A 24,385-nucleotide genomic window follows, 5' to 3' on the forward strand; every position below is an offset into this window, starting at 1 on the left:
CGGGCGCGGGAGGGCTAATGTTTCAACTCTTTCAGCTCGCGCAGCTTCTCGGCAAGGCCCCTGTAGCGCTCGGTTTCCACCCAAACCCACGTATAGCCGGGGACGGGTAGCCTAAGGATCCCCCTCGATACCTCGACGTCTACGGCCCCCGCCGGGTCGGTTACCCTCGCTTTTCTAGCCCTGGCCCTGTATACTATTTCACAGTAAGCGTCGTCGGCGGCGGGGTTCCACGCGGAGGCTCTGACCCGGTCGCCCGTGGAGTCGGTGATTAGGCATAGAAGGCCCCCTCTGAGGGTTACCCACGCCCCCTCAACCCTTGGCGGGGTGGTCGAGGCCAGCGCCTTCACGGCGTCCAAGCGGCTCCCGAGCCCGATGACCGTTAAACCCAAGGGCTCGACGCGGAGTCTTCCGTGGCCCTTGAAGCTTGCCTTGAAGCCGAAGGGTGAAGCTATGTAGAAGGAGGCCCTGGGGCAGCTCACGTGCACCGCGTTGGCTTCAACCTCGTCCACGCTATAGTCGAGGCGGGCAAAGCCTGCGGGGTGGAGGATCTCCTTCCTAAGCCTGAAGCACTGCGTCTCAACATCTAGGGGGGTGGCGGTGACTATTTTGGCGTGGCGGCTGGAGAAGGCTAGCCCCTCGCATGCATGCCAGCCGCCGAACTCCCTGGGCGAGCACCTCCCGGCGAGGGGCACCTTTACGCCGCCCAGGCCGACCCTGCCCACCGAGGCGGTTAGCGGCGCGTCCACGCTCTCGTACGTGAAGCCGCCCAGGGGCCCCGCGCGGGCGTGGAGGAACGAGCCGTCCCCCAGCGGGGCCAGGAGGTCCACCCAGGCGTTTGTCGGGTTGAAGCGGGGCCTGCCGACCCATACCGGCTCGTAGAGGGGCCTGCCGATGCACTCGGCCACAGGCGGCTTTAGGGGCTCCCACGCCTCGAGCTCGCCGCCCCCGTTGACCCTGAGCTTCGCCACGCCGCGCGGGTGAGTGAGCGTGAAGGGAGGAACTCCATCCACCTCGACTTCCTCTAGTAGGAGAGTCGACCCCAGCAGGTGTAGCACGCGCTCGAGCCCAGGCCCCCGCCCCATGCACTCGCTCCAGTCGAACAGCGGGTGGCGAAGCCTGCTCACGCGCGCGGAAGCCACTTCAGCCAGTGACCCCCGAGGGGCCGGCGTCGGGCGGGTAAGTAGTCTTCACCCAAGCCAGCTCCGTCCGGGAGTAAGACCTCATTACCGGCCCCTCTAGGAGGAAGCGACAGAGGCGTGCCGCCCATAAAGTTTTCCCAAGCAACTCTAAGGGCTAGTGCTAAGTGCCAACGGTGCAGCGGCCTTCACAGGCGGGGATCTCCCCGTGAAGGGGCCCGGGGGCGGCCGGGTAGGGCTCGGCGGGTGTTACGCGCTCGCCGCGGTTGTTAAAGTTCAAGTACTCACGTGGAGCCTCCGGGGTCTTCTTGGAGGAGCGGGTATGAGGATACTTGCCCCCAACCCGAGCTGGTGAGGGTGTATTCCGCGGCCTGACCCGCTCCGCGGCTTCAAGGGTAATTCCGGGGGCCTCCCGGGTGCATTGTCGCTCCTTCACTGGGCATCAATAGGCGGCCGGTAATCCGGGGTAGTAGCCTATTGAACTTGACGTTGGGTAAATGCTGAGGGGTGCTGGTTGTGGCGTTACTTGAGAGGGAGGCCGTTGAGAGATGGATTGCTGTGGCCGCGATTGCGCTGGGAGAGGCTCGTAGGAGGGGCGAGCCCCTGGAGAGCACGCTGGCCAGGATGGCTAAGCTACCCGGCTGGCCGGGCAGGGTTGCCTGGCTCCTGCTAACCGACCGCTCGAGGCTGGCACTCGTGCTCGAGTGGATCAAGTCCGGCGTTAAGCCGAAGGGTTCCCTAGCTGCTTACGTTGCCCGCCAGTTCAGGCAGTTCACGAGCCACTAGTAGCCGTAGCGCCCTTTTCTCGGCCTGGCCCAATCCCGCATCTAGGCTCTTGCAGCGTTAAGCAGTATGCGCTCCACGGCCTTCTCCGTCTTCCTCCGTATCTCGCCTCTAACCTTGTAGATCCTAAGGTGCAACTCGACGTCGTCGCTGTAGACGTAGGCGGAGAGTAGGGGTATGCTTGACAGCTCCTCAACCAGCCTAACGTAGAGCGTTGACTCCCTCCCGAGGATCTCGATGCGGCGGCAGGAGGCCTCGTTCCTGCCTCCCCCGCCTCCTATGAGGCCGGTCCAAACGTCAACCTTGACTTCGTCCTCCCTCAACCCGGTCTCGCTCCCAACTATTCTCGCTATCTCACCCTTAAGCACATCAATGTCCTCGGAGACAAGCCTTGAGAGGCGGTCCTTAAACTGTAGGATTAAGGGGTTCAGCATGGAGTGCGCGGCGGGCTTGACGAGGGCTTCAGAGTCGACGCTGTCAAACAGCCAGTCCAGGATGAGGTAGATAAACGATTCAGGCCTCTTGATGAGGCTTATGGGTAGGAGTCTCCTGTCGCTGAAGAGGCTCGCGGCCCACCGCCTAGGCCTGCCCTTTATCCGTAGAAGGTTCCTAATCATTACGTCGAACTCTGAGTCATCGTAGAGGAAGAATTCTTCCTCGATGCACCTAGCAATCACTTCGGGGTCCATGACGTTATAGGGCTTGTCTATGCAGTCCCTGTACGAGGGCAGCGCGGCCTCGTCCCAGTTGTTGAGGAGCTCCTTGAAAGCCTCCCCTAAAGCTATGTTGAGAGCTATCTGCTTGTGGTGGAAGTATACTATCCTATACATCCTATAGCGGGCTTCTATCACGTGCTCGATGGCTGGAAGCCCCTTCACGCCCAGTGCAAGCCTAGGCACGCCCCTCACGAAGCTCACGTAGAGGTTGTCGATCAGCCTATGGTAGTCTATCGTGCCGAAGACTACTCCAGTGTTGTACGCGTCGCGGAGGAGGTAGTCGAGCCTGTCGCTGTCGGCAAGGTCGTTCGAGATGATAGAGGCGAGGAGCGCGGCGCCCTCCTCGCTTATCCCCAGCTCCTCCAGCGCCCCGATGGATACTGAGTCGCTGGGGGCGGTGCAGCTCCCGGTCCACGTCCTGCTAAGCACCTCGAGCGCCGAGTCCAGCATGGCCCCTGCCTGCGGCGCCTCCTCGGGCATCTTCTCCTCGATGAACTCCTTCATCTTCAGGGCGAAGTGGATGGTGGCGTACTCGTGCAGTTTTATTTTGTACTGTCTGACCTTGTCTATAACCCTGCCTATCCCCGAGAGGGATCCCCCGCAGCCGTCGTCGGAGCTGGCGACTTTCTCGAATACGTTCTCGAGGGAGTGGCTGTAGGGGGGATGCCCGAGGTCGTGGAGCAGCCCGGCTAGGCGGGCTACCCCCACGAAGTTCCTGACGGACTTGTCGGTCTCCTTGGTGAATATAGACTTAGCCTCGCCCGGCCTGGCGAGCAAGCCCGAAGCCAACCTGGCAGCTATCTGGCCTGAGAGGTGCGCCACACCCAGGCTGTGCTCGAAGCGTGAATGCTTCGCTTGAGGGTAGATCAGGTAGGCTAGGCCCAGCTGCTTGACGTTGTGGAGGCGCCTCGTGAATGGGGTCTGGAGCAGGTTGTACTCGAGAATATTGATCTTGATCTCCTTATGTATAGGGTCAAGTATCGTTGCCCTATACGGGAAAGGCCCCAGCTCTATGCTCTCCGCAGTAGTTGCTGGAGCCATGAAGCGTCATCCACGCTACACCATTGAATAGGACGAAGGCTATAAAGTAGGGGTTCAACCCGCGTAGGCCTCTAGGCCTACACGGCTTCACCCTCCATGTTTGCCTTACCCGCCCCTGGGGCTGCAGAGCCTGATCCCGAGGCTTTCCCTGGCTCTCCTCGCTGGAGTCGAGAAGCTGGCCCGGGATAATGATGGCTATGTCTAAATTGAAATGTTTAACATGGTAGGATGTTAGGCTGATATACTGCTTTACGCTAACATATCATAATTCCTTTAGACGGGCAATTAAAGGGGCGGAGGGAGCCGTTACCCCCTTCTCCTAGGAGGGCGCCGGGTTTGGCGAAGCCGGAGTTCATCGTAGTAGGCGCTGGACCCGCCGGCGCAGCCGCTGCAGCGAGGCTTGCCAGGCTAGGCTACAGCGTGACGGTCTACGAGGCTCACGAAAGGCTTGCCGTTAAACCCTGCGGCATGGGGATACCGGCGGTCGAGGATCTCCCGGTCGCTGTGCCAAAGGACTCTGTGCTAGCTGAGGTCAGGGGGGTTAAACTATACGTGGATGGAGAGCCGGCGGTGGAAATCCACGGGAGGGTTAACGGTTACATCGTGGATAAGAGTAGAATGCTTGAATCCATCATAGTCGAGAGCGGAGCCGAGCTGGTGACTAGGTCTTTCTACGACGTGAGGCGTCGATCCGTGAAAACGCGGGGATCCCGGGTCGACCTTGACAGGTGGAGTGGCAGGATACTCCTAGCAGGCGGCTGGGCCTACTATCCGGGCGAGAAAATAGCGGCGGTGCAGGTGCATGGAAGGGTTAAGGACCTGGAGCCCGACGTGCTCGAGATAATGTTCGACACCGAGCTGATCGGGTACTACTGGATCTTCCCGCTCGGGGATAAGAGGCGCGCTGAAATTGGAGTCGGGGGCTACGCTGACCCCAGAAAGTTGATCGATATGCTTAACGCATTCATTAAGAGGAGCGGGCGGGTGGAGGGGGTCTACGGGCCGCCCCAAGGGGCGTTGATAGCTGTAGGGGGCGTGAACGCCAGGAGGGAGGGCCCCGTCTACCTCGTAGGGGAGGCTGCAGGCTTCGTGCTCCCCCTAACGGGTGAGGGTATCAGGCCAGCAATGATCTCGGGGTGGGCGGCCGCTGAAGCCCTCGCCTCGGGGAGGGACCCCGTTAAAGCCCAGCTATCGACCCGGATAGCTAGGGCGATCCGCGTCCAAAGGCGGATTCTTGAGTACGTTAAGAGGCTGCCGGCTACTAGGAGGAGGGAGCTACTCCTATCAATACCCGAAGACGTCCACATCGAGGTTTCGCTGGGGTCACTGAGAACAGCTAAAATAGCCAGAGCACTCGCTTCGAGGCCAAGGCTCGCCTCTCGCCTGTTAAGGATTATCGCGGCTGGGTGATGCACGCGATGCGGCTCGACGAGAAAGACGTCGAGATCCTGAAGATCCTGTTCGAGGACGCCAGGATACCGTGGAGGAGACTGGCAAGGATGATGAACGTGAGCGAGACGACCGTTTACCTGAGGGTGAAGAACCTCATCGAGAAGGGGGTTATAAAAGGGTTCAGGGTTGAAGTGAGCCCTGAAAAGATGGGGCTAAACGTTTCCGCATACATCCTGCTAAGCATTGAAGCCCCCTACTTGAAGGAGGCCCGGGAACAACTCAAGCGGTCGATAGGAGTGTATGAAGCATTCGAGATAAGCGGAGACTACCAGTTCATAGTGAAGGCGTACGCGCCGGATCAGGAGAAACTGATGCGCATCGTGGACGAGATGAGCACAATGCCCGGAGTCAAGGACATCAAGGTCATGATGGTTCTTAGAAAAGTAAAGGACGGCTCGGGCATAATAGACCTAGCGTTGAAGTGGATGGAAGCCAAGGAGGACGGGAAGAAAGGCTAGCCGAGGAGCGGTCCAGCGAGAGCCCTAGGCCATTGCCCTGCGGCTCCCCCGGTTAGCTACTCTTCATCCCGCCCCCGTGTAGAGCCGGCGCTCACACGTGGCGGATAAGGCTTCAAGCCGCGCAGCCAGCGGCGTTGCCCCGGGGGCTCTCCTAGCTTTCCAGCCTAACCGCAGGCCTGAAATGATGGGAATGGCAGAATAGCAGAGTAGTGTGGAGGGAGTACGCCCCTTAGAGGGGGCTCAGCGGGCCTAGGCGAGTATTGGCCTCTTAGCGCTTCTCCTTTAGGAGGACCGCGTTCACCACGCCGTCCTGGCCGGGCCTGCTGGTGACTCTGGCCCTCCCGAGCTCAGTCTCGATTATGGCCCCCTTCACTATTATGCCTCTCCTCGCAAACTCCCTGCTAGCAGGCGTCTCGACGACGGATAGTATCCTCACTTTCTTGGACTGGCCCGTCTTCGGGTCCGAGACGACGGCGAACGCTGCCCTTCTCAGCCTGATCTTGTAGTTGCCGCCCCTAACCCTTATCTTCACTCTGACATCGGAGTCGCTGAGCACTGCCGGCGTGAAGGGTCTCCCGAACGCGTACTTACGCTTAACCTTATAGTACCAGTTCCTCTTGCCCCCACTAGGCTTCTTGTGGTCCCTCCACTGGTAGACTCCCACTAAGCCTGCACCCCCCCGGAGCTTCGGGCCTCGCCTGGGTCTAGTTTAATTTTTGCCCTCTAGCCCGGGGGCGGGGCTTGGGCGTGAGGCTCGCCTGCTCCAGTAGCTCGTCGACGCTCACCAGCCATGAGGGATCGTCGAGCCAGGGCGTTAGGGCCATTATCACTGCCTGCTCCGTTAAGTCGTGGCGGGTCACTCTCCCCCACGTCTTGACTCCAATGTACCCTACGTGTTCCCCAATGTCGCGCCTGCCCCTCTCGATGCCTGCAACGCTCGACAGCTCTGCTCCCTTGAGCATCTCCGCCACGATCCACGGGGGTAGCTCGAAGCCCGGGCTTAAGCCGATGCTCGCCCTCCCGTCCCTCCCCGCAACCACTGCGATCTGGACTTCGATGAACCCTGTTGAGCCTATGAACTCGATTAGCCCGGCCTCTACGCCGACGCCGAAGTGCGCGCTGTCGACTTTCTCGAGGGCCCTCACCGCCCTGAGGGCGGCCCCTCTAACCACCTCCCCTAAGCCTACCGGCTGCGGCGGAACGCCTGTGTGGACGGGTACTGCGACGACTGAGGCGTCGAAGTAGTAGGAGAACGCTTTCTCAACCGCCATCCTCTTCACTGGGTTCCCGCTGCCAAGAGCCACGGTTACCTTGCCGCTGGCACACAAATTAAACCACCCATCCCCGCGCTCCAGCCATGGATGGGAATGCAGGGGGCAAGCAAAACATTAACCGCCTCCGGGGGTGGTTGGTGCCGGAGGCAATATTAAGGTGAATGTTGATGATGAACGCCATGAGGCTGCCTAGGCACGTGGGTATAATTCCGGACGGCAATAGGAGATGGGCGAAGCTAAGGGGTTTAAGCCTCTGGGAAGGCTACCTGAGGGGGTATTATAAGCTCAGGGAAGTTGTCAGGTACCTCTTCAACCTCGGCGTGAGGAATATCAGTATTTACGCGATGAGCCTTGACAACTTCCTGAGGAGGAGCTGGCAAGAGGTTGAGATCCTGTTTAGGCTGGCTAAGAAGGGGTTCAGGGACCTAAGGGAGGACCGGGAGGTCAACGAGAAAAGGGCCAAAGTGGTGGTGTTGGGCGAGTTAAGCTACCTACCCGTTGATGTTAGAGAGGAGGCGCTCAAATTAATGGAGCACACGAGGAAGGGGGACGGTGGAACCCTGTACATTGCGTTCCTTTACAGCGTAAAGGAGGAGGTGAGAAGGTCGATCGAGGCAGGCGTGGAGCCGTTCACCCTCAGCATGCCTCCGATAGATCTTGTAATCAGGAGCGGCGGTATGAGGAGGATAAGCGGGTTCCTACCCCTAGCCTCCGTGTACGCGGAGCTATACTTCACAGAGACCCTGTGGCCCGACATATCAATCAGGGAGATCGACGAGGCCCTACGCTGGTACGCGAGCGTGCAGAGAAAGTTTGGAGCCTAGACCCCGCGAACGCGGGCGGTTAGGAGTCCTCGGGGTCCTTGTACTGGCTCCTCCTCTTACCCTTGAGGTACTTGCCCGCCAGCTCGATGATTCCAGCCAGCCCTGCGCCTATGATGGCTGCCTCCACGAAGTTGCTTCCAAGGATGGCGTCGACTATCGCCTCGGAGCTAGCGTTGTATAGAATACCCTCTAGGCGGTTGCCTAGAGAGTTGAAGGCCAGAGCCATGAAGCCCGCTAGCACGATGATAGCTAAGTCCTTGTGCAGGTCGAAGTCGCTGTTTGAGATCTTGTATAGAATCCTGGAGATGACTACGTAAGCTATCATACCCGCCGCTAGCAGGGGCACAGAGTTCTTCATTATGATCGCCAGCGCCTGCAGGGCGCTGGAGGCTGTGGAGGCGTAGTACGCGCTCACAGCGCTGGCGAGCGCGAAGATGATGAGGACTATACTGCCAGCCAGCATTAAGGGGGGCCTGTTAACTAGCTCGCTGAAGAACCCCTCAATCTCGACTTCAAGGTTGAACCCCTTAACTATCATGGCCAGGCCGAGGATGAGCATCGCCACCTTGTAGAATACGTCAGCGTACCCGGCTAGGCTGAGGGTAGCCCACGTCGCCAGGATGAGCCCAGGCACGCCTAGGAAGTACTTTGAGAACCTAACGTCGAGGAAAGCCTTCTTAGCGTACCTTAGGATGAGTATGAACACTCCCTCCAAGCCTAGGTGTTGCTCGACGACCACCCTTTTAACAGCGACTATCGGGGCTACCTCCCTCAACGCCTCCAAAGCTAGGAGATCCTCGTCCCCATCGCTGACAAGGTATAGCTCCACATTGCCTCCCAAACTCTCTACTATCGACTTAACCTGGTTCCTAACCCTTATCTGGGCCTCGACGGTATCATCCCTCACCCCGGAGACTATGGCTATCTCCGCCGGGACGCCTTGAGATACCAGCCTCCTGTAAAGCTGCAAGCCTGCGAAGATGGCGTTTGCATCGGAGTCCTCCGGCTTGGAAAGGGCGAACTCGATGGCCACCCGGAGAACGTTTTCTTCACCTATGATGGGGGTTGTAAAACCCGCCTCGGCAATGTCGTCATCCAAGTCTATAACCACAACTAGCGCACGCCTCTGCGCTGCCTCCCTCCTCAATCCCTCACTTCTAGGAGGTTGAGTATGTTTAACTGCTGAAGCCATTGCAACCTCGCGAGTGAATAGACTCCGGCGGCGCAGACTTAAAGATATTTCGGGGTGCAACCTGCGTGGACGGTAGAAAAGAGCGCTGCCCCAGCGCTCCACCCTCAAGAAACCAGCTCGTCCACGTCGGAGAACAGCATCTTCAGCTCCTCGAGGCTTAAAGGCTCTCCCCTCTCATACTTCTTCTTCAGCTCCTCCCTCTTCTTCTTCAACTCATCTAGCCTCATGTTGAGCTGCTTCGCGATCCTCAGGTCCCTGAACCTCTTCCTTGCATGCTTGTAGATCTCGTATAATGCATCTATCTGCTTGGAGAGGTCGTCGATCATTGGGCTCAGCTCTTTGATGCGCTCCGTGAGGGCATCTATCTTGCTGTTGTACTCTTCGATCTTCTTGTAGATCTCGCTCATCTCATTCTTTATCCTACCAACCTCCTCTCGGATGCTGTTGGCCTTCTCATGCAAGTCGCGAATCTTCAGCCTTAACGCTTTCACTTCAACCTCGAGCTCCATAAGGGATAGCATTTGCTGCCGGGCCTTCCTAACGCGCTCGATGAGCTCTTCAAGCCTGCTAATCTCGGAGATGAGCCTCTGCTCCTCGTGGGGCGGCAACACTGAGGTCATCTGCCTCCATTCCAGCTCCTGAAGCCTTCTTTGAAGCCTCCCAAGGCTGATCTTGGCCAGGTTCCCCTCGCTCTGAGCTAGCTTGCGGGCCACCTCCAGCTGCTGCTTCTTCGTCTTGTACTCCTCCCGGAGCTTATCCCTCTCCTCCTTGATGCTCTTCAGCTCCTCTAGTAGCTCGTTCTTCTTCGCCTTCAAATCCATGAGTTTCTTGACGAGCTGCCTCTTCTCCTCAATCAGCTTCATTCGCTGCTCTCTGACTCCCTTGATCTCGTCTATTAACTCCCTTCGCTGGGCCTTCAGGGAGGCTATGCGCTCCTTAAGCTCGTCTATGAGCCTCTCTAGCTCGGCTTCGCTGAGCGATTCAACCATTTCAACGGTTAGGGGCGTGTTGTTCTGGGCTTTCCCCGGCGACTCGCCACTCACTACTTTCCACCCTCACCAACTACTATTCTTGCACTCGCCACAGCCGCTCCCCGGGGGTAGCTCATCACGGGGTTTAGGTCCAACTCCAATATCTGGGGGGTGGAGTCCATAAGACGGGAGACTTTAAACATTATCTCCGCCAGCGCCATTTTATCCCGCGGCGGTTGCCCGCGGTAGCCCTCGAGCAGCTTATAAGCCCTAATCTCCCTCATCATTTCCACTGCGTCGTCTAGGTTTATGGGCGTCACGCGCATCGAGTAATCCCTGAATATTTCAACGAAGATGCCGCCCAGCCCGAAGAGGACTACGGCCCCGAAGAAGGGATCCCTCTTCGCGCCAATAATGACTTCAAGCCCCTGTGGGACCATGTGCTGGTATAGGATACCGTGCACCCTGGCATCGGGAAGGTGGCGCTTAACATTGGATACGATCTTGTCGTACGCCGCCAACGCCTCCTCCAGGCTCTTTATGTTGAGGATTACGCCGCCCACGTCGCTTTTATGGACAACGTCTGGGCTGACTATTTTAGCCACGAGGGGCTTCGGCAGCTCGGAGAAGCACTCGGCGGCCTCCTCCCGGGTCCTAGCCAGGCAGTGGTCGGGCACCTCACTTATCCCGGCGAGCTTTAGGAGCCTGTAGGCCTCGTGCTCGTATAAGACGCGTCTCCCCTCACCTAACGCTTTACCTATAATGCTTTCCATGGCCTCGTAGCCCTTCGAGGAGCCTGTGGAGCCCGCGAGCGTTGGGCCGGGCGTGGCTCTTCACCCCCTCTCCTCGGCAATCCTGGCCTCCGGGATCCCGGCGCGCCGGGCAAGAGCATAGAGGGCCCTCGCCGCTCTCTCGGGGAACTCGTAGACCGGGATCCCCCGGCTCTCCAGGTACTCCCTGAGCTTCCAAGCGTACTCGGACCCTGCCGTGGCTACTACAACCGGTTTATCCTTGCGTTTATGCGACTCCTCGGCTATGTAGTCTACCACCCTAAGGGTTAAAGTGGGCGGCTGCATGAGCACGATGACCAGTATCATGTCGACCTCGTCGGAGTTTATCAGAGCCTCAAGGGCTTTCTTGAAGTCCTCATCTCTCGCGTCGCCAGTCAAGTCGACGGGGTTGCCCACGGCTGCTCTCGGCGGGAACAGCTCGCGCAGCCTGGCCCTCAGCCTCTCCGAGAAGTGGGGCACCTCAAGGCCGTACTTGACCAGGTTATCGGAGGCTATCACCCCCAAGCCGCCGGCGTTGGTTACAACCCCGACCCGCCTACCCTTCGGGGTTCTCAGGAGGGCCAGGGCTTTCGCCATGTCGAACAGGGTTACAATATCGTCGACCTCTATTATGTTAGCCTGCTTCATCGCGGCCCTGAAGACCTCGTAGGAGCCGGCGAGCGCGGCCGTATGGCTGGCTGCCGCCCTCGCGCCGCTGGAGGTCTTCCCTCCCTTCAAGAGTAGGATGTGCTTCCCCTTCTCCAGCGTGACCTTCCGGGCGACGCGTATTAGCTCCCTACCCCTACCCGGCGAAACGCCCTCAAGGTACACAATGATCACTCTTACATTGTAATCCTCCCCGAAGTATTCGAGGAGGTCTACTTCATCCACGTCGATCTTGTTCCCGAAGTTCACAGCCTTACTTATCCCTATACCTGCCTCCGCAGCCCAGTCCATGACCGAGGTTAGGAATGCCCCGCTTTGGCTGATGATTGCTATAGGCCCCTTGTGGGGCCTCTTCATCCTCTCCCACGGCATGAAGAACGTGTCGACGCCCGTCAGGGCGCTGTAGACGCCAATGCAGTTGGGGCCGACGACTCTTATACCGTGCCTCCGCGCGATCTCCAGGATCCTGTCCTGCAGCCTTTTACCCTCTTCGCCTACCTCCGCGAACCCCGCGCTAACTATTACAACCCCCCTAACACCCTTAGCGGCGGCGTCCTCCATAATTGCTGGTACCAACTCTGCCCTGACGGCTATGACGGCCAAATCCACGTCTTCCGGTATGTCAGTCAAACGGGGGAAAGCCTTGAGCCCGAGAATTTCATCGTATTTAGGGTTGACTGGGTAAATCTTTCCTTTATAGCTCCTCATCATGTTCTCCAGTATAGCCCTGCCTACGCTGCCCTTCCTCCTCGAAGCCCCAACGATCGCCACGCTCTTAGGGTTAAAGAAGACGTCCAGCTCGTGGCTGACCCGGCTCGATTCCAGCCTGTCTACAGTCAAAACATCATCCCCTAATTGTTGAAACGCTGGAGCGCCGGGCGGGATGTGCCGCCGCGAATACTTTAAAATCTTAAAAATCTCGTCTTTAAAATATTAGTGGATTAACCGTTGAATTGGTGAGATTAAAAGTGGCGGCGGCTTGTTTGGTGAAGCGGTTAGCGTGGATGGCCGTTTTTACGGCTCTCAGAGCTCCCGGTATGCTGTGTAGTCGTCGCCGCCGGCTAGGATTTGCTGGATCTTAGCGTAGAGCAGGCCCAGGGACTCCCTCTCCTTGATGGAGACGGGTAGGACCTCGCCTATTACCCCGGAGTCGTAGAGGGCTTCGGCTAGGCGCATGAGCAGGGACTTTAGCGTCCAGTCGATATCCTCTCTCTCCAGCAGCCCTATTAGGAAGCCGGGCTCGCTGAGGTTGGGTATTATCTCCTCCTTGACGTCCTCGAGGAGGAGGTCGGCTTTGCTTACGACGTTTATCTGGGGCTTCAGGAGCCTGGCCGTCACTGATGAGGCGAGCATTAGCGCGGACACGATGCTGCTCGGCCTCTCAAAGAACACAGCGTCCATTAGGAACACGAGGGTGACGGGTCTCTCGGCTATTATCGCGTCGAGTACCAGGGGGCCGCCCACCCTGAAAGCGAAGAGCTCCAGCTGCCCTGGGGTGTCGATGATGGCGTACTCCGGGTTTATATCATCTATCTCCTTCCTAATATCGGAGGCGTAGTTGAAGGCCTCGTCGACCGCCGCTATCAAGGCGCCGTTGGGGCCCAGGTTCTGCGTTAAGTACTTCTCGTACTTCACATAGTCCCGGATGTCAACGTCGGGGTCGTAGGGCAGCGTCGCGACGGCGGGGTCCAGGTTCACCCTCGCGACGAATGCCCCCTGGCTCTGCATGTAGTCCGCTAGCTCAGCGGTTAGGAGGGACTTACCCGAGCCGGCTGGGCCCGTGATTACTATGAACTTCGTCTCCACCATGGCGCACCACGGCTCCCGGCGCTAGGACTCGAGCCCATGAGGGGTTTGGGCTGCTAGGGGAATAATGGCACAGTGGGCCGGGAGTGACCCGCCCCGTGCACATGCAGCCCCGGCGACACGGGGCAACTTCACACGGGACCGGGGTACACCCAAGCTTCCACTCGCTCCTGGGAGTAATAAGTGGATCGCCGGGAGGCTGGCCCAGGGGCGGAAGTTCACCTCACACCCCCGGGAGGCTGGAGTCGGAGCTGGAACGCTCGGCCATCCCTCCCGGCCGCGGTGTGCAGGTACTGCGGCTGGAGGGGTTAAATGAGGACGGCTCTGGGGGCTACTGTGGGCGTAGCTCCTCCTGGGCGGTCTTCATGCCCTTCAGAGTCTTCCAGAGGGTTGGCGGTATCCAAAGGATCCACGCGGGCACCTTCTTGATGAACTCGTATGCTTCCTCCCAGCTATCCAGGCCTAGCTCGGCGGCTAGCTGCTCCAGGCTCATCTCCTGGTGAACGTGCTTCCTCAGGACCTTGAGTACCTCCTCGTTTATCTCGATCACCTTATCCCCGACCTTAACCGTGTACTGGGGAGCCTCGTCCACCACCCATCCCCGGGTGGGCGGCGCTGGGCCTCGAGCCCCTTAATTAGTGATTAGTGCCGCCGCGCGCTTCAAGCAAGGCGGAAACTGTAGCCTGGGAGGAGTGGTGGGGCCGCCGGGATTTGAACCCGGGACCACCAGCGATCCGGGCGCAGCCCGGCTACGGGGTTGCGCACCCCAGGCTGGCATCCTAGCCAGGCTAGACGACGGCCCCGCCAGTCCGGGTCTAGCTACCTTCCACTCCGGGGCTCTTAAAAACTTGGCGTCGCTTTAGGCGCGGCTAGAATTACGCGTGGGCAGCTTGGAAGCCGGCCATCCATCCCCGTTAAGGATGCATTCTTTCAATCCCCACCCGGGGCCCTGGCGGGGGTTGGGGGGGATGCGATATCGGGGTATACCCGGTGGAACCGTTTATTTGCTAGCGGCGTGATTGGTAATACTATAGCAGCCTCGTGCTTTCACGCCTTAAGCTTTGAGCTTGAGGTGTTGGTAGATGAGCGAGTATGGGAAGGGGGGAGGATTCATCGTCCGCTGCCCAAGGTGTAAGAGCGTTCTGTACAAGTACATAATTGGGGACGAGGGGAGCAAGGACAAGTACATAGGCCCGCCGAGCCCGCAGAGGGTCTACGCTAGGTATGACTCGAGGAATACGTGCCCCTTCTGCGGGGCTAGACTCGGCAACATGCCCAAGATTAAGGTGCTCACGGTGGAGCAGTTCAGGCACGCGTACAGGCTGGTATCCTACGGGGGGCGGGAGCTCCTCGTGGAGAAAGACCTGGTAGCCGGTGACGCGCTGGCCGTGCCAGGGTCGGTCCACGCCTGGGACGAGGTCAACGCCTTGGACCTTGAGTGAGCGCGTCGACGGACCTCGTTACTTCTTTAACGATTTCAACGTAATAGCGGTAGCTGCAGCTCTCCTTGTAGGCCCTCAGGAGCTGGATCAGCGCGCTGGTGGGCCTACCCACTAGTCTAACGTAGACCGCCTGGGCCAGCCTCGCAAGGTTTCCGCAGCCCCTCGTCGAGCTTTCCAGGTCTATGATTAATGCCTTGCGGGATCCTTGGGGGTAGTAGATGTTCCTCCAGGGCCGGTGGAGTTCCTTGTGGAGGATCCCGGCGCTGTCGAGAGCGTAAGCGGCCTCCAGCGCTTCCCGCACGTGGCGGGCGGTGACGGCCCCTTCCTCGACGAGGTCGAGGAGGGACTTACCCCACACGAGGTCCATGACTATGAAGTCCCCGCCGCAGGCCCTGGGCCTAGGCGTGGCCCCGTGCAGGCTCGCCCTGCGGAGGTTCACGCACTCGCCCCAGAGGCTCTCCCTCCTAGAGTCGGCCCGGAGCACCTTCAGCGCCGCCACCTCACCCCCGTCCAGCTCCACGGCGGTGACGACCGACGAGTGGCCCTTGCCCAGTACTCTCACCCCGCCTGGGAGGAGTACCCTCCCCGCGAAGCATACCCTGCGGACGCCGCGCGCTTCGAGCTCGTGGACTAGCCGCTCCAACCCCTGCTTAGAGGCGTGGGGGTAGCTTAGCGCGAGGACCGCCCGGGGGCCCGTTAGGGGCTCGCAATCCATGAGGGGAAACTCTTCAGGTACTCCCTCGAAATAATGCCCCGCCACGGCTCACCGGCCCCCTCAAGCGTGCCGGCATAGCTCACCGACGCCCCTGGGGGAGCCGGGAGGCTCCGGGAAGCCTTGGCCACCGCCTCCCCGAGACTCCTGACCTTCCGGGGCTTCCAGGCCGCGAGTGTCCCGTCGTCTCTGACCCAGACGGGCATGCCCTCCCCGAGCCTTTTGAGGATGAACCTCTCGGAGCGCCTGGGGGTCCAGGCTGGAGGGCCGCGGGAGGCCTCCAGCGGCGGCAGCTCAGCCTCCTCGACTTCTACAACGATCACGCCGTAGGAGGACTCGTCGGTGTGGAACCAGTACCTCCCCACCTTGAACCCCATGCGCTCCAGCTCGCCGGCGAGGAGCCTGGCGGACCTGTAGAGCCTGCCCCACACGCTTTCAGGCGGGTGGCTGTAGAGGGCCCCCTTATATAGCACGACTCCGAGCCGGGACGGGTCAACCCTGTACTTCAGCGCCCCGCGCTGCTCCCCGCTGTATACGTGGAAGAACTCCTTCCTCGGCTTCTCCAGGTAAAGCCTGGCGGCGAGTATGAATAGTGCCAGCTTGTCGAGCCTGACGGCTGCCGCCGCGTTCCTGCCGGGGTCGACCGGGTCGACTACGATGACTACGGAGTCCTTGTACTTCTCCTCGAGGTACTCCCGGTCGCCCACCCCCTCCACGTCTATGTAAACCCTCTTCTCGGGGTTCCAGCGGGCCGCGGCCCTCAGCACCCCCCTGAAGCTCCCGTACTTGATTACTAGCAGCTCAGCCAGGTACCCCGAGAAGCCGCCTACGTGGGTCTCAGCCCCGTAGGCCCCTATGCCTTTAAGGAACGACTTGAGGAGCCTGACCTCGTCGGCGAGGCATGGGGTTAGCTTGGACTTCACGTACCTGGTGTGGAAGGGAGTCCTTTCGACGCCCATGGCGTGGGGCCTCGGCTTCTCGAGCCTGATCGTTGGCACGACGTCCGCCTCCAGGCCGTTCATCACCACCGTAACGTAGGGGTGCTGGGCGTACCTCCTAATGACTGGGAGCCCGCTCAGGCAGCGCGTGACCAGCTTGAGAGACTCATTGTGTATCCACTCGTCGCTCACGCCCTCGAATAGTATGAAGACGTCCACCTCCCACTTGTCGCTTAACAGCGTGTTCTTAGCGAAGCTCCCCTGAGCCTCGATTAACGCCTTGAACCCGCTGGCTTCGATGCAGGCCTCCAGCTTGGACTTGACCAGCTCGTAGAAGCGGTTAAGGAGCCTCACCTGGAACCTCGACGGCCTGATGGCTTTAAGTACCTGCTCCTCGACTTCACCTCTCTCGCCGCAGCTCACCTCGCCTTTACCTCCCAGAGGTTCTCGTATATGGGGCCCTTAGGCGTGAGCGTGCTCTTCTTCAGCCTTACGCTGGTGACCCTCATCCTGCCGAAAACGTAGTCCTCGTACTCCTGCAGGAGCTTGACTAGGGCGGTTAGGTTCCTCGAGCCGCGGAGCCTCGCCAGGGTAACGTGGGGGACGAAGCGCTCCCTCTCCGGCGGGATCCCGAGGCGCCTGAGCCCCTCCTCTATAGACTCGTGCAGCCTCGCGAGCTGCTCCTGGCCCTCCGAGACCCCCACCCAGACCACCCTCGGCCTCAGCGGCGAGGGGAAAGCGCCCAGGCCCCTGAACTCGACCTCGAACTCCTCGAACTCCAGGCGGGCGAGCACGCTCCTAGCTATCTCCTCCACGACGCCCCTGGGAACCTCGCCTATGAAGCGCAGCGTTATGTGCAGGTTCTGGGCTTCAACCGGCTTCATGGGGACCCTCGTGGCTACGAGTGCCTCCTTCACCCTCTCCATAGCCGAGACTACCAGGGGCTCCTCAATATCCACGGCTATGAACACTCTGAGCCTGTCCAAGCTCGGGCCCCCACGCTTGAAGGGCTTAGGGCGAGCCGGCTCTTTTTAGTGCTCCGCGTAATTAAGACCGAGGCCCCCGGGTAGGGCGGGCTTGCAGGTCATAATAGCTGTTGCAGGGATGCCTGGCTCCGGGAAGACTGTAGCGTCGTCCATGATTGCGGAGAAGCTTTCATGCCCCATAGTGTCGATGGGCGACGCCGTTAGGAGAGAGGTCGCCAGGAGGGGGCTCGAGGTCAACGCTAAAAACGTTGAGATGGTCGCCCAGGAGCTTAGGGAGAGGTATGGCAGAGCGGCTGTAGCCAGACTAGTTGAGGGCAGCGTCCGCGAGGCCCTCCAGAGGTCTCCGTGGGTGGTCGTCGACGGGGTCCGCGGCCTGGAGGAGGTGGCAGTCTTCGCCGGGATCGCCGCCACCTGCGTGGTGGCGGTGCACGCCAGCCCGGCCACTAGGCATAGGAGGCTGCTTGAGCGGGGGAGGCCGGGGGAGACCCCGGAGGCTCTGATGATGAGGGACCGCTACAACCTCAGGTTCGGGGTGGGCGAGGTTATAGCGCTAGCCGACTTCGCTATTATTAACGAGTGGGGGATCCCGGAGCTCGAGAGGCAGGTTAACGAACTAGTGGGGGTGCTTGTGGATGGCGCGTGGAAGCGTTGTGGTAGAGGTCGAGATAAGGCCTACTGAGGACCCCGACAAGGTGAGGCGCGCCGTCGAGAACATCATAGACCCGGACGAGGTCAGGATAGAGGAGGTGGGCGGGGTTAAGATACTCATAGCGGAGTCGCGGGGCCTCCACGGCCTCGTGAAGCTCCACAGGCTGCTGAGGCAGCAGAGGATCCTCGACGCAGCCCGCAGCGTGCTGAAGAAGTCCGTCCAGGGGAATAGGATAACGTTCTACCTGCACAAGCAGGCGGCGCTGATGGGGAAGGCGAGCTTCGTGGGCGGCGACCACGAGTCCCCCCTGGGGGCTATCAAGGTGACCATAGAGCACCCCGACCCCAACGCTGTGATCGACTGGCTGGCCCCGCGCACCGCTATGGGGAAGCCCCTCTGGGAGAGGGAGATGCCTGAGTAGCCGTTAAACCGTGAAGCGCAGCCTCATCCTGTCCCATGCGAGCCTGGCGTTCCCGAAGACGCGCCTCGCCTCCCTCTCGAGCACCGTGGCGTGGCCCCGGTAGCGGGGGCTCACGTGGGTGAGGAGGAGGTACTCCACCCCAGCCTCCCTCGCCACTCTCGCCGCGTCGAGGGCGGTGCTGTGCCTCCTCTCCTCAGCCTCCTCCCTGAGGCTGGAGTCGAACGTGGAGTCGTGGATGAGCAGCCGGGCCCCGCGGGCGTTCTCCACCACCGAGGGGCAGGGGGCGGTGTCGCCGGTGTACACTATCCTCAAGAGCCGGGGGCCGGTGGAGACGTCCTCAACCCTGACCCTGCGCCCGCCCGCCTCGGCCTCCCCGCGGGCTAGCAGCTCCGAGACCCAGGGGCCCGGCTTGAGGCCCATCCTCTCAAGCTTCCCTACGTCGAGGCGAGCCCTCAGCCTCCACTCGAGGGCGAACCCGTACGCCTCCACGCTATGGCAGACCGGGAACCACTTCAGGACAAGCGAGTCCCCGCCCTTGACCGAGGCCACGTACTCGCCCACGCCGCTCACCTCGACTACCCTGACCTCGAAGCCGAGGTCGCGGCGGTCGACCGCGAGCGTGTCCCTCACGAACTCCGCCGTGTGGCGGTCGGCCAGAATGGTTAGGGGGCGCCTCCTGGAGTTCATGTACATCGACTGGAGGATCCCGGGGAGCCCGTTGACGTGGTCGCCGTGGCTGTGGGTTATGGCGACGACGTCTATGTCGTTGACAGAGAACCCTAGCTCGGCTAGGCGCAGCTGGGCGCCCTCCCCCGCGTCCAGGAGGATCCCGTGCCCCATCCAGTCGGCTACGAAGAACGCAGGCAGCCACCGCTCCCTCGTGGGCGCCCCGCCGCCGCTGCCGAGAACGGTTACCTCCACGTACCTCCCGCTCCGGGCCTCCAACTCTGGCACCCTCGTCTGCCCGCTGCTCCACGCTCTACGGCCTCCTAGCCACGACTATCCCCCGGGTTAGGCTTGAGTGTACATACATCTCAACGTAATCCACCACCCGGAAGCCCGCCTCGGCCGCCAGCTCCCGCGGCCTCGACTCCACGGGGGCGGCGAAGACGAGCCAGCCGCCCCTGGCGAGCACCCTCGAAGCCTCGGAGAGGAAGTCCCTGTAGAGGTCCTCCCTCCTCCGCTTGGCCAGCGTGGTCGACCTCCCGTATGGGGGGTCGGTCGCTATCGAGTCGACGGATCCGCTGGCCAGGGGGATCCTTGCGGCGTCCGCCTGCGCCACTAGGACGCCGCGGCACCCGTAGTGGTCCAGGTTTACCCGGGCGCCCTCGGCCATCACCCTGTCGATGTCGCTGCAGACGCACTTACGCGCGCCTAGCAGGCACGCCTCAAGGGCGAACCCGCCGGTGCCGCAGAACGGGTCCAAGTACACGCTGCGCCCCCTCTCCAGCCTTGACAGGTTCACAAGCGCCCTGGAGAGCTGGGGGTCGAGGGGGCCCGGCTTGAAGAACGGCCTCATCCTCGGCCTCCTCTCCTGGAAGGGTTTGGGGTTGAGCCTCGCGAGGGCGACGCCCACGAGAACCGCTCCCTCGGTGACGTGTATCCTCAGAACCCTCCTCGACCTAGGGTTCAGGGGGACCCCCGCTTTCTCCAGGAGCGAGACGGCGAGCCTGACCGCGGCGTCGTGGGGGAGGCTGCCGCGGGAGTACCCCTTGTACCTGGACAGCTCCACCCTGAACGGCTCCCGGGAGCCCCTGAGGGCGTCGGCGAGGGATTCTAGCACGCCGAGGAGGGACTCGATGCTCGCCTCGGCGACGCCCAGGAGCAGGCCGACCTCTTTAACGTAGGCTGCACGCCCCACCACCCTCTCCGCGGGTAGCCCCTGGGAGAGTATCACCGCAGCCCCCTCAAGGTACCCCTCAACCCTGCTCCCCCTAGCCTCTACCTCGAGTATTGCCTCAAGCTCCGCCCTGGCCAGCCGCTCGTAGAGGCCTGAGAGTATGGCGTAGTACCTCCCGGCTCCACCCATGGCTTCAGGGTACCTCCAAGGCCTTCTCGGCGACGAGGGGCGCCACGTCTATGTAGTGTACCAGCCCGGGATCCTTGGGGGGCAGTGTGTTGGCGGCGTACACAGCCCTAACCCCCGCCCTCCTGAGCTTGGAGGCGGCGTCGCCAACCATTAGCGCGTGCGCTACGACCACGTCCACGCTCTCAGCCCTCTGGCTTAGGAGCAGCTCGGAAGCCTTGGCCACGGTGCCGCCCGTACTGATCACGTCGTCGACGATGATGACTCTCTTCCCCCTCACGTCGACGCTCTTGGGCTCGATCGATATCTCCCCGGTCACCCTGTCCCTGTGCTTGACAAGGTAGTCGAAGCCCACGCCTAGGGCTTCGGCTAGCTCCCGCGCCCGGCGCAGGGCGCCCTGGTCCGGGGCCAGCACCACGGCGTCCCCCTCGACCCTTATCCTGGAAGCCATGTAGGCGTAGGGTGAGACGCTCACCGCCCTCCCCTCGAAGTACCTGAGGGACTCCTCCTTGTGAATCTCGATAGTTACCAGGGCGTCGGCACCCACCCTCCGGAGAGCCCTGAGCAGGGCCCTAACGCTAACCGACTCGCCGGGGAGGAACTCCCTGTCCTGCCTAGCGTAGGCTAGGTATGGAGCTACTAGAACCACCTCGCCGACCCCCTTCTCCTTCAGGAGGTCGATGAGTAGCAGGGTCTCGATTATGGACTTATCCTGGGGCGGAGCCATGGTCTTGACGAGCACAACCCTGTCAACGCCGTCGAGGGGTTCCCTCACCCTCACATAGCTCTCGCCGTCGGGGAAGATCTTCCTCTCAACGCTAGCGTAGCTGAGCCCCGAGTGGCGGGCCAGGCTAGCCGCGAAGGAGTTGGATGCCTCGTCGCCGCCCCCCAAGACTATGGTGCGGGCCATAGGCTTCTCCCCCTAAGCCACGTAGTGGAGTGCCCGTCATCGGGGTATTAGCCTCTGGCCACGCGCCCCCCTCAAAGGGGCGCTGCGTTGGGTGACTGCAGGATCCCGGTGGCCGGTGTCGGGTACTCAACTGTGGAGGCTGTACCGTTCTATCACTTCCTCCTGGGAGGGGATGCTCTCAGGCTGCTAGTCCCCCCGATAAGGCTTCGGGCGCCCTTCGAGTGCGACTTCTGCAGCGTCGGGGAGCTCAACACGAGCCCCGGCAATATTCTATGGGGTTGGGCGGGCTGCGGCGACGTGGTGAGGCTGGCCAAGCGCTGGGGCGTGTCAATGGTCTTCCTAGACGGGGTCGAGCCAATAGTAAACGTGGGCGCCGAGGCGGTGGGGGAGTTATTCTCTGAGCTCCGGAGCGCGGGCGTGGCCACCGGCATACGCTGGCAGGGGCTCGGAGGCCGCCCCGGCCCCGAGTGGGGGCCTGTGGACGCCATCCTGGTGGACTACGCTCCCGGTATGTACTCGGACCCAAGGGCGCCCTACGATATACTCGAGTTCATCGACTCCTACAACCCCTGGGAGGGCGGGCTGCACGTTGAGGTGGCGGCATACGAGGAGAAGCCCGACCTGCAGCTCCTAGCCCCGCTAGTCCACAGGGTGGAGGGGAAGGAGGTCCCCATCCACGTGTTCATCGACGACCCGGAGGGTGGCGGCCCTGTCCTGGACCTCTATAAGAAGCTGAAGAAGAGGACGCCCTACGTCTACATGCACGCCGACCCGTATAGTGAGCTTGACACGCAGTGCCCCAACTGCTCCGTTGTGGTCGCGGTGAGAACGGAGGGCGTGCTCCACACGGTGGCGGCGAGGGACGGTAAGTGCCCGAAGTGCGGCTACAGGCTCCTCCTGCGTAGGGTGGTAAGCGAAAAGACTCCCCGCCGCGTGGTCGCTGAGACTAGAGGGGAGACGGTATGGTATCCTCTTCAGAGCCTTCCCATCAGGATAAGCTTCAGCTCCTGAAGAGGAAGCACGTGAGGGAAGCACTGCTCTGGGAGCCCGTGGAGGGGCGCAAGGGCTACGTTAGGTGCAACCTGTGCCATAGGAGGTGCATAATCGCCCCCGGGAAGTACGGCGTCTGCGGAGTGAGGAAGAACATCGACGGCAAGCTGTACACGCTAGTCTACGGCCTCCTCACCGCCACGAACCTCGACCCGATAGAGAAGAAGCCGCTCATGCACTTCATGCCCACCAGCCGGGTCCTCTCGATCAGCACGGTGGGATGCAACTTCTTCTGCCAGTTCTGCCAGAACTGGGAGATAAGCCAGTCCAGGCTCGAGAGGGGCCTCTACGGCAGGTACTTCGAGCCGGAGGAGGTCGTCAAGCTGGCGCTCGAGCTTGGGGCGGACGGCATAACGTACACCTACAACGAGCCAACGATATTCTACGAGTTCATGAAAGACACCGCCGTGCTGGCGAAGCGGGAGGGCCTATTCAACACCATGGTCACCAACGGCTACATGACGCCCGAGGCGGTAGACGACCTAGACGGGTACATGGACGCCGTCACCGTCGACTTCAAGGGGGGCGGGAACAAGGAGTTCTACAGGAAGTACATGTACGTGCCGGACCCTGAACCCATATTCGAGACACTCCTAGCTATGAAGGAGAAGGGGTGGTGGATAGAGATCACGAACCTCGTCGTGCCCAAGGTCGGGGACCGGGAGGAGGACGTAAGGCGCCTCGCCCGCTGGATAGTCGAGAACCTGGGAGACGAGACCCCCTTCCACCTCCTAAGGTTCCACCCAGCCTACAGGATGCAGGACTTCCCCCCAACGCCCGTCGAGACCCTTGAGCGCCTGGCCAAGGTGGCGAAGGAGGAGGGCTTGAAGTACGTTTACATCGGGAACGTTTGGGGCCACCCATTAGAGCACACCTACTGCCCCAGGTGCGGCTATCCGGTGATAGAAAGGTACGGCTTCACAGTGACGGCTTGGAGGCTTACCAGGGACAATAGGTGCCCCAGGTGCGGCTACAAGATCAGGGTAATAGGCAGGCCGAAGCACCTCGAGGAAGAACTGTAAGCCCGACGAAATCCTTAAAACCTTTCCCGGGAATTAAGCACCCATTCGCTCGGCGCTAAAAAGACGAGGAGGGGGTGCCCCTATTTGATTACGTGCCCCAAGTGCGGAAGCCTCATGGTGCCGCAGAGAAGGGGAGATAAGATAGTGCTGGTATGCACGAATCCATCCTGCGGCTACGTGAAGGAAGCCACCGAGGAAGAGCTTAAGGAGCTGAAAGTTGTGGCGAAGCCCAGTTCAACCGCTAAGCTGAAGACTACAGGCACGGTGATTGAGGCGAAGAAGCTTAAGGTCAGCAAGGAGGAGCTGGAGCAGGCCAAGGAAGAGTACTATGAGATGGTTCTGGATCAAATAGGTGAGTATGGAGAGTAGCCCCAGCGGCTATTAGCTAGCGGGGCTGCCCCGCGGAACTAGCCCGCCCATCTCGAGGAGGTCCCTATTGGCCTCCTCCAAGTCTTTCACGGAGTCTATGCTTTTCCAGTACGTTCTCGTGATGTCATACTTTATAGCGACGATCTTCCCCTCGCTGGCGAGTGCGGGGAATGTGGTCCTCTCTATGTCGCCGCGGCTTGGCAGGTACTCCAGCATCTTCGGTACCGCCCCGTAAACTCCGGCGTTTATCCAGTAGTCTTTGAGTATGGGCTTCTCGCTAAACCCGAGGACGACATCGTTCTCGCCTAGCTGCAGTATGCCGTACGGGCTTCTGAGCTGCACGGAAGCTATTGATGTGTAGAAGCCCCTATCCAGCACGTCGAGGAGGGGCCTGGGGTCCAGGTTCGTTAGCACGTCGCCGTTGACTATGAGGAACTTCTCGTTTTTGCTGAGGATGCTGGCGGCGTTCTTGAGCGCGCCACCTGTTCCCAGGGGCTCGTCCTCCACGGAGTATACTACGGAGACGTCGAACTTGGAGCCGCTGCCGAGGTACCCTATTATCTTGTCCTTCAGGTAGCCGACTAGGATCACGAACTCGTTTATCCCGTAATACTTCAGCCACTCAATTGTGTGCACCAGGATCGGCTTACCGGCGACCTCAAGCAAGGGCTTGGGCGTTTCAATAGTTAGCGGGCGGAGCCTCTTGCCGTAGCCTCCCGCAAGTATAGCTGCCATAACCAAGCTATCGCTTCACCTCCTGTTTATGCCCCC

General features: G+C 60.8%; 27 protein-coding genes and 1 tRNA gene. 10 read left to right on the forward strand and 18 right to left on the reverse strand.

From position 1 onward, the window contains the following. Positions 1-14: 14 nt before the first annotated feature. Positions 15-1,124 carry a hypothetical protein gene (locus tag ACYQ3J_RS02210; protein ID WP_460123879.1) on the reverse strand — a complete coding sequence of 370 codons (1,110 nt, stop codon included), beginning with the start codon at positions 1,122-1,124 and terminating at the stop codon, positions 15-17. A gap of 528 nt (positions 1,125-1,652) precedes the next feature. Here ACYQ3J_RS02210 and ACYQ3J_RS02215 point away from each other — a divergent pair. Beyond that, positions 1,653-1,922 carry a hypothetical protein gene (locus tag ACYQ3J_RS02215; protein ID WP_460123882.1) on the forward strand — a complete coding sequence of 90 codons (270 nt, stop codon included), beginning with the start codon at positions 1,653-1,655 and terminating at the stop codon, positions 1,920-1,922. A 41-nt stretch (positions 1,923-1,963) separates the two neighbouring features. Here ACYQ3J_RS02215 and ACYQ3J_RS02220 read toward each other — a convergent pair whose 3' ends face one another. Beyond that, positions 1,964-3,676 (reverse strand): HD domain-containing protein, encoded by a 1,713-nt coding sequence (locus ACYQ3J_RS02220; protein WP_460123885.1) that lies wholly within the window; start codon positions 3,674-3,676, stop codon positions 1,964-1,966. Positions 3,677-4,012: 336 nt separating this feature from the next. Here ACYQ3J_RS02220 and ACYQ3J_RS02225 point away from each other — a divergent pair, with 336 nt between their 5' ends. Continuing rightward, positions 4,013-5,086 carry an NAD(P)-binding protein gene (locus ACYQ3J_RS02225; RefSeq protein WP_460123887.1) on the forward strand — a complete coding sequence of 358 codons (1,074 nt, stop codon included), beginning with the start codon at positions 4,013-4,015 and terminating at the stop codon, positions 5,084-5,086. Beyond that, positions 5,086-5,586: an Lrp/AsnC family transcriptional regulator gene (locus ACYQ3J_RS02230; RefSeq protein WP_460123890.1), complete on the forward strand. Its 501-nt coding sequence runs from the start codon at positions 5,086-5,088 to the stop codon at positions 5,584-5,586. The genes ACYQ3J_RS02225 and ACYQ3J_RS02230 overlap by 1 nt, the downstream gene beginning before the upstream one ends. A gap of 268 nt (positions 5,587-5,854) precedes the next feature. Here the strand turns inward: ACYQ3J_RS02230 and ACYQ3J_RS02235 are convergent, their stop codons facing one another. Then, positions 5,855-6,250 (reverse strand): 30S ribosomal protein S8e, encoded by a 396-nt coding sequence (locus ACYQ3J_RS02235; RefSeq protein ID WP_460123892.1) that lies wholly within the window; start codon positions 6,248-6,250, stop codon positions 5,855-5,857. Positions 6,251-6,290: 40 nt separating this feature from the next. Further along, positions 6,291-6,890 carry an inosine/xanthosine triphosphatase gene (yjjX, locus tag ACYQ3J_RS02240; protein WP_460123895.1) on the reverse strand — a complete coding sequence of 200 codons (600 nt, stop codon included), beginning with the start codon at positions 6,888-6,890 and terminating at the stop codon, positions 6,291-6,293. A gap of 137 nt (positions 6,891-7,027) precedes the next feature. Here yjjX and ACYQ3J_RS02245 point away from each other — a divergent pair, with 137 nt between their 5' ends. Beyond that, positions 7,028-7,684 carry an undecaprenyl diphosphate synthase family protein gene (locus ACYQ3J_RS02245; protein ID WP_460123898.1) on the forward strand — a complete coding sequence of 219 codons (657 nt, stop codon included), beginning with the start codon at positions 7,028-7,030 and terminating at the stop codon, positions 7,682-7,684. 19 nt (positions 7,685-7,703) lie between these two features. Here ACYQ3J_RS02245 and ACYQ3J_RS02250 read toward each other — a convergent pair whose 3' ends face one another. The 7 genes from ACYQ3J_RS02250 to ACYQ3J_RS02280 form a co-directional block, all read right to left on the reverse strand. Then, complete coding sequence (locus tag ACYQ3J_RS02250) at positions 7,704-8,831, reverse strand: DUF373 family protein (RefSeq protein WP_460123901.1); 1,128 nt, start codon at positions 8,829-8,831, stop codon at positions 7,704-7,706. Positions 8,832-8,980: 149 nt separating this feature from the next. Next, positions 8,981-9,919, reverse strand: a complete 939-nt coding sequence (locus tag ACYQ3J_RS02255; RefSeq protein WP_460123904.1) for a coiled-coil protein — start codon at positions 9,917-9,919, stop codon at positions 8,981-8,983. After that, positions 9,919-10,620: an acetate--CoA ligase family protein gene (locus tag ACYQ3J_RS02260; protein ID WP_460123906.1), complete on the reverse strand. Its 702-nt coding sequence runs from the start codon at positions 10,618-10,620 to the stop codon at positions 9,919-9,921. The genes ACYQ3J_RS02255 and ACYQ3J_RS02260 overlap by 1 nt, the downstream gene beginning before the upstream one ends. 60 nt (positions 10,621-10,680) lie before the next feature. Further along, complete coding sequence (locus ACYQ3J_RS02265; RefSeq protein ID WP_460123909.1) at positions 10,681-12,123, reverse strand: acetate--CoA ligase family protein; 1,443 nt, start codon at positions 12,121-12,123, stop codon at positions 10,681-10,683. A 183-nt stretch (positions 12,124-12,306) separates the two neighbouring features. Continuing rightward, on the reverse strand, positions 12,307-13,089 hold the full coding sequence (locus ACYQ3J_RS02270) for an ATP/GTP-binding protein (protein ID WP_460123912.1): 783 nt from the start codon (positions 13,087-13,089) through the stop codon (positions 12,307-12,309). A gap of 331 nt (positions 13,090-13,420) precedes the next feature. Then, entirely contained in the window at positions 13,421-13,681 is a 261-nt protein-coding gene (locus ACYQ3J_RS02275; protein ID WP_460123915.1) for a hypothetical protein, read from the reverse strand. Positions 13,682-13,782: 101 nt separating this feature from the next. Next, positions 13,783-13,892 (reverse strand) — tRNA-Pro (locus ACYQ3J_RS02280). Between the two features lie 279 nt (positions 13,893-14,171). Here ACYQ3J_RS02280 and ACYQ3J_RS02285 point away from each other — a divergent pair. Continuing rightward, positions 14,172-14,531: a hypothetical protein gene (locus ACYQ3J_RS02285; RefSeq protein WP_460123918.1), complete on the forward strand. Its 360-nt coding sequence runs from the start codon at positions 14,172-14,174 to the stop codon at positions 14,529-14,531. On the opposite strand, the gene ACYQ3J_RS02290 is transcribed toward ACYQ3J_RS02285, so the two are convergent. The 3 genes from ACYQ3J_RS02290 to thpR are packed head-to-tail and all read right to left on the reverse strand — an operon-like array spanning position 14,509 to position 17,167. After that, positions 14,509-15,246, reverse strand: a complete 738-nt coding sequence (locus ACYQ3J_RS02290) for a hypothetical protein (RefSeq protein ID WP_460123921.1) — start codon at positions 15,244-15,246, stop codon at positions 14,509-14,511. The two genes, ACYQ3J_RS02285 and ACYQ3J_RS02290, sit on opposite strands and share 23 nt — an antisense overlap. After that, positions 15,228-16,604, reverse strand: coding sequence for a CCA tRNA nucleotidyltransferase (gene cca, locus ACYQ3J_RS02295; RefSeq protein ID WP_460123924.1), 1,377 nt, complete (start codon positions 16,602-16,604; stop codon positions 15,228-15,230). Before cca ends, ACYQ3J_RS02290 begins: the two co-directional genes overlap by 19 nt. Continuing rightward, on the reverse strand, positions 16,601-17,167 hold the full coding sequence (gene thpR, locus ACYQ3J_RS02300; RefSeq protein ID WP_460123927.1) for an RNA 2',3'-cyclic phosphodiesterase: 567 nt from the start codon (positions 17,165-17,167) through the stop codon (positions 16,601-16,603). Before thpR ends, cca begins: the two co-directional genes overlap by 4 nt. Before the next feature lie 91 nt (positions 17,168-17,258). Between thpR and ACYQ3J_RS02305 the strand changes: the two genes are divergently transcribed. Both ACYQ3J_RS02305 and ACYQ3J_RS02310 read left to right on the forward strand, forming a co-directional pair. Beyond that, entirely contained in the window at positions 17,259-17,846 is a 588-nt protein-coding gene (locus ACYQ3J_RS02305) for an AAA family ATPase (RefSeq protein ID WP_460123930.1), read from the forward strand. Next, the gene (locus tag ACYQ3J_RS02310; RefSeq protein WP_460123933.1) at positions 17,800-18,237 is read left to right on the forward strand and encodes an RNA-binding domain-containing protein; all 438 of its coding nucleotides are present in this window, start codon (positions 17,800-17,802) and stop codon (positions 18,235-18,237) included. The genes ACYQ3J_RS02305 and ACYQ3J_RS02310 overlap by 47 nt, the downstream gene beginning before the upstream one ends. Positions 18,238-18,240: 3 nt before the next feature. Here the strand turns inward: ACYQ3J_RS02310 and ACYQ3J_RS02315 are convergent, their stop codons facing one another. From ACYQ3J_RS02315 to prs, 3 genes are read right to left on the reverse strand one after another with little or no spacing between them, the layout of a single operon-like run. Then, positions 18,241-19,182, reverse strand: a complete 942-nt coding sequence (locus ACYQ3J_RS02315; protein ID WP_460123935.1) for a ribonuclease Z — start codon at positions 19,180-19,182, stop codon at positions 18,241-18,243. A gap of 34 nt (positions 19,183-19,216) precedes the next feature. Beyond that, positions 19,217-20,266, reverse strand: coding sequence for an RsmD family RNA methyltransferase (locus ACYQ3J_RS02320; RefSeq protein WP_460123938.1), 1,050 nt, complete (start codon positions 20,264-20,266; stop codon positions 19,217-19,219). Positions 20,267-20,270: 4 nt separating this feature from the next. Next, positions 20,271-21,173, reverse strand: a complete 903-nt coding sequence (prs, locus tag ACYQ3J_RS02325) for a ribose-phosphate diphosphokinase (RefSeq protein ID WP_460123941.1) — start codon at positions 21,171-21,173, stop codon at positions 20,271-20,273. 87 nt (positions 21,174-21,260) lie between these two features. On the opposite strand from prs, the gene ACYQ3J_RS02330 reads away from it, so the two are divergent. The 3 genes from ACYQ3J_RS02330 (at position 21,261) to ACYQ3J_RS02340 (ending at position 23,614) form a co-directional block, all read left to right on the forward strand. Further along, positions 21,261-22,184: a hypothetical protein gene (locus ACYQ3J_RS02330; protein ID WP_460123944.1), complete on the forward strand. Its 924-nt coding sequence runs from the start codon at positions 21,261-21,263 to the stop codon at positions 22,182-22,184. Then, the gene (gene amrS, locus ACYQ3J_RS02335; protein WP_460123946.1) at positions 22,136-23,245 is read left to right on the forward strand and encodes an AmmeMemoRadiSam system radical SAM enzyme; all 1,110 of its coding nucleotides are present in this window, start codon (positions 22,136-22,138) and stop codon (positions 23,243-23,245) included. The genes ACYQ3J_RS02330 and amrS overlap by 49 nt, the downstream gene beginning before the upstream one ends. Before the next feature lie 114 nt (positions 23,246-23,359). Continuing rightward, the gene (locus ACYQ3J_RS02340) at positions 23,360-23,614 is read left to right on the forward strand and encodes a transcription elongation factor (RefSeq protein WP_460124613.1); all 255 of its coding nucleotides are present in this window, start codon (positions 23,360-23,362) and stop codon (positions 23,612-23,614) included. A 12-nt stretch (positions 23,615-23,626) separates the two neighbouring features. Here ACYQ3J_RS02340 and ACYQ3J_RS02345 read toward each other — a convergent pair whose 3' ends face one another. Then, positions 23,627-24,349, reverse strand: coding sequence for a nucleotidyltransferase family protein (locus ACYQ3J_RS02345; protein ID WP_460124616.1), 723 nt, complete (start codon positions 24,347-24,349; stop codon positions 23,627-23,629). Between the last annotated feature and the right edge of the window lie 36 nt (positions 24,350-24,385).

The organism is Stetteria hydrogenophila, assembly GCF_054657575.1.

Bases quoted from the DNA above. Each gene is read 5' to 3' on its own strand.
- ACYQ3J_RS02220 (WP_460123885.1), bottom strand. From the start codon at position 3,676: ATGGCTCCAGCAACTACTGCGGAGAGCATAGAGCTGGGGCCTTTCCCG.
- ACYQ3J_RS02230 (WP_460123890.1), top strand. From the start codon at position 5,086: ATGCACGCGATGCGGCTCGACGAGAAAGACGTCGAGATCCTGAAGATC.
- ACYQ3J_RS02245 (WP_460123898.1), top strand. From the start codon at position 7,028: ATGATGAACGCCATGAGGCTGCCTAGGCACGTGGGTATAATTCCGGAC.
- ACYQ3J_RS02260 (WP_460123906.1), bottom strand. From the start codon at position 10,620: ATGGAAAGCATTATAGGTAAAGCGTTAGGTGAGGGGAGACGCGTCTTA.
- ACYQ3J_RS02285 (WP_460123918.1), top strand. From the start codon at position 14,172: ATGAGCGAGTATGGGAAGGGGGGAGGATTCATCGTCCGCTGCCCAAGG.
- ACYQ3J_RS02290 (WP_460123921.1), bottom strand. From the start codon at position 15,246: ATGGATTGCGAGCCCCTAACGGGCCCCCGGGCGGTCCTCGCGCTAAGC.
- ACYQ3J_RS02310 (WP_460123933.1), top strand. From the start codon at position 17,800: ATGGCGCGTGGAAGCGTTGTGGTAGAGGTCGAGATAAGGCCTACTGAG.
- ACYQ3J_RS02320 (WP_460123938.1), bottom strand. From the start codon at position 20,266: ATGGGTGGAGCCGGGAGGTACTACGCCATACTCTCAGGCCTCTACGAG.
- prs (WP_460123941.1), bottom strand. From the start codon at position 21,173: ATGGCCCGCACCATAGTCTTGGGGGGCGGCGACGAGGCATCCAACTCC.
- amrS (WP_460123946.1), top strand. From the start codon at position 22,136: ATGGTATCCTCTTCAGAGCCTTCCCATCAGGATAAGCTTCAGCTCCTG.
- ACYQ3J_RS02340 (WP_460124613.1), top strand. From the start codon at position 23,360: ATGGTGCCGCAGAGAAGGGGAGATAAGATAGTGCTGGTATGCACGAAT.
- ACYQ3J_RS02345 (WP_460124616.1), bottom strand. From the start codon at position 24,349: ATGGCAGCTATACTTGCGGGAGGCTACGGCAAGAGGCTCCGCCCGCTA.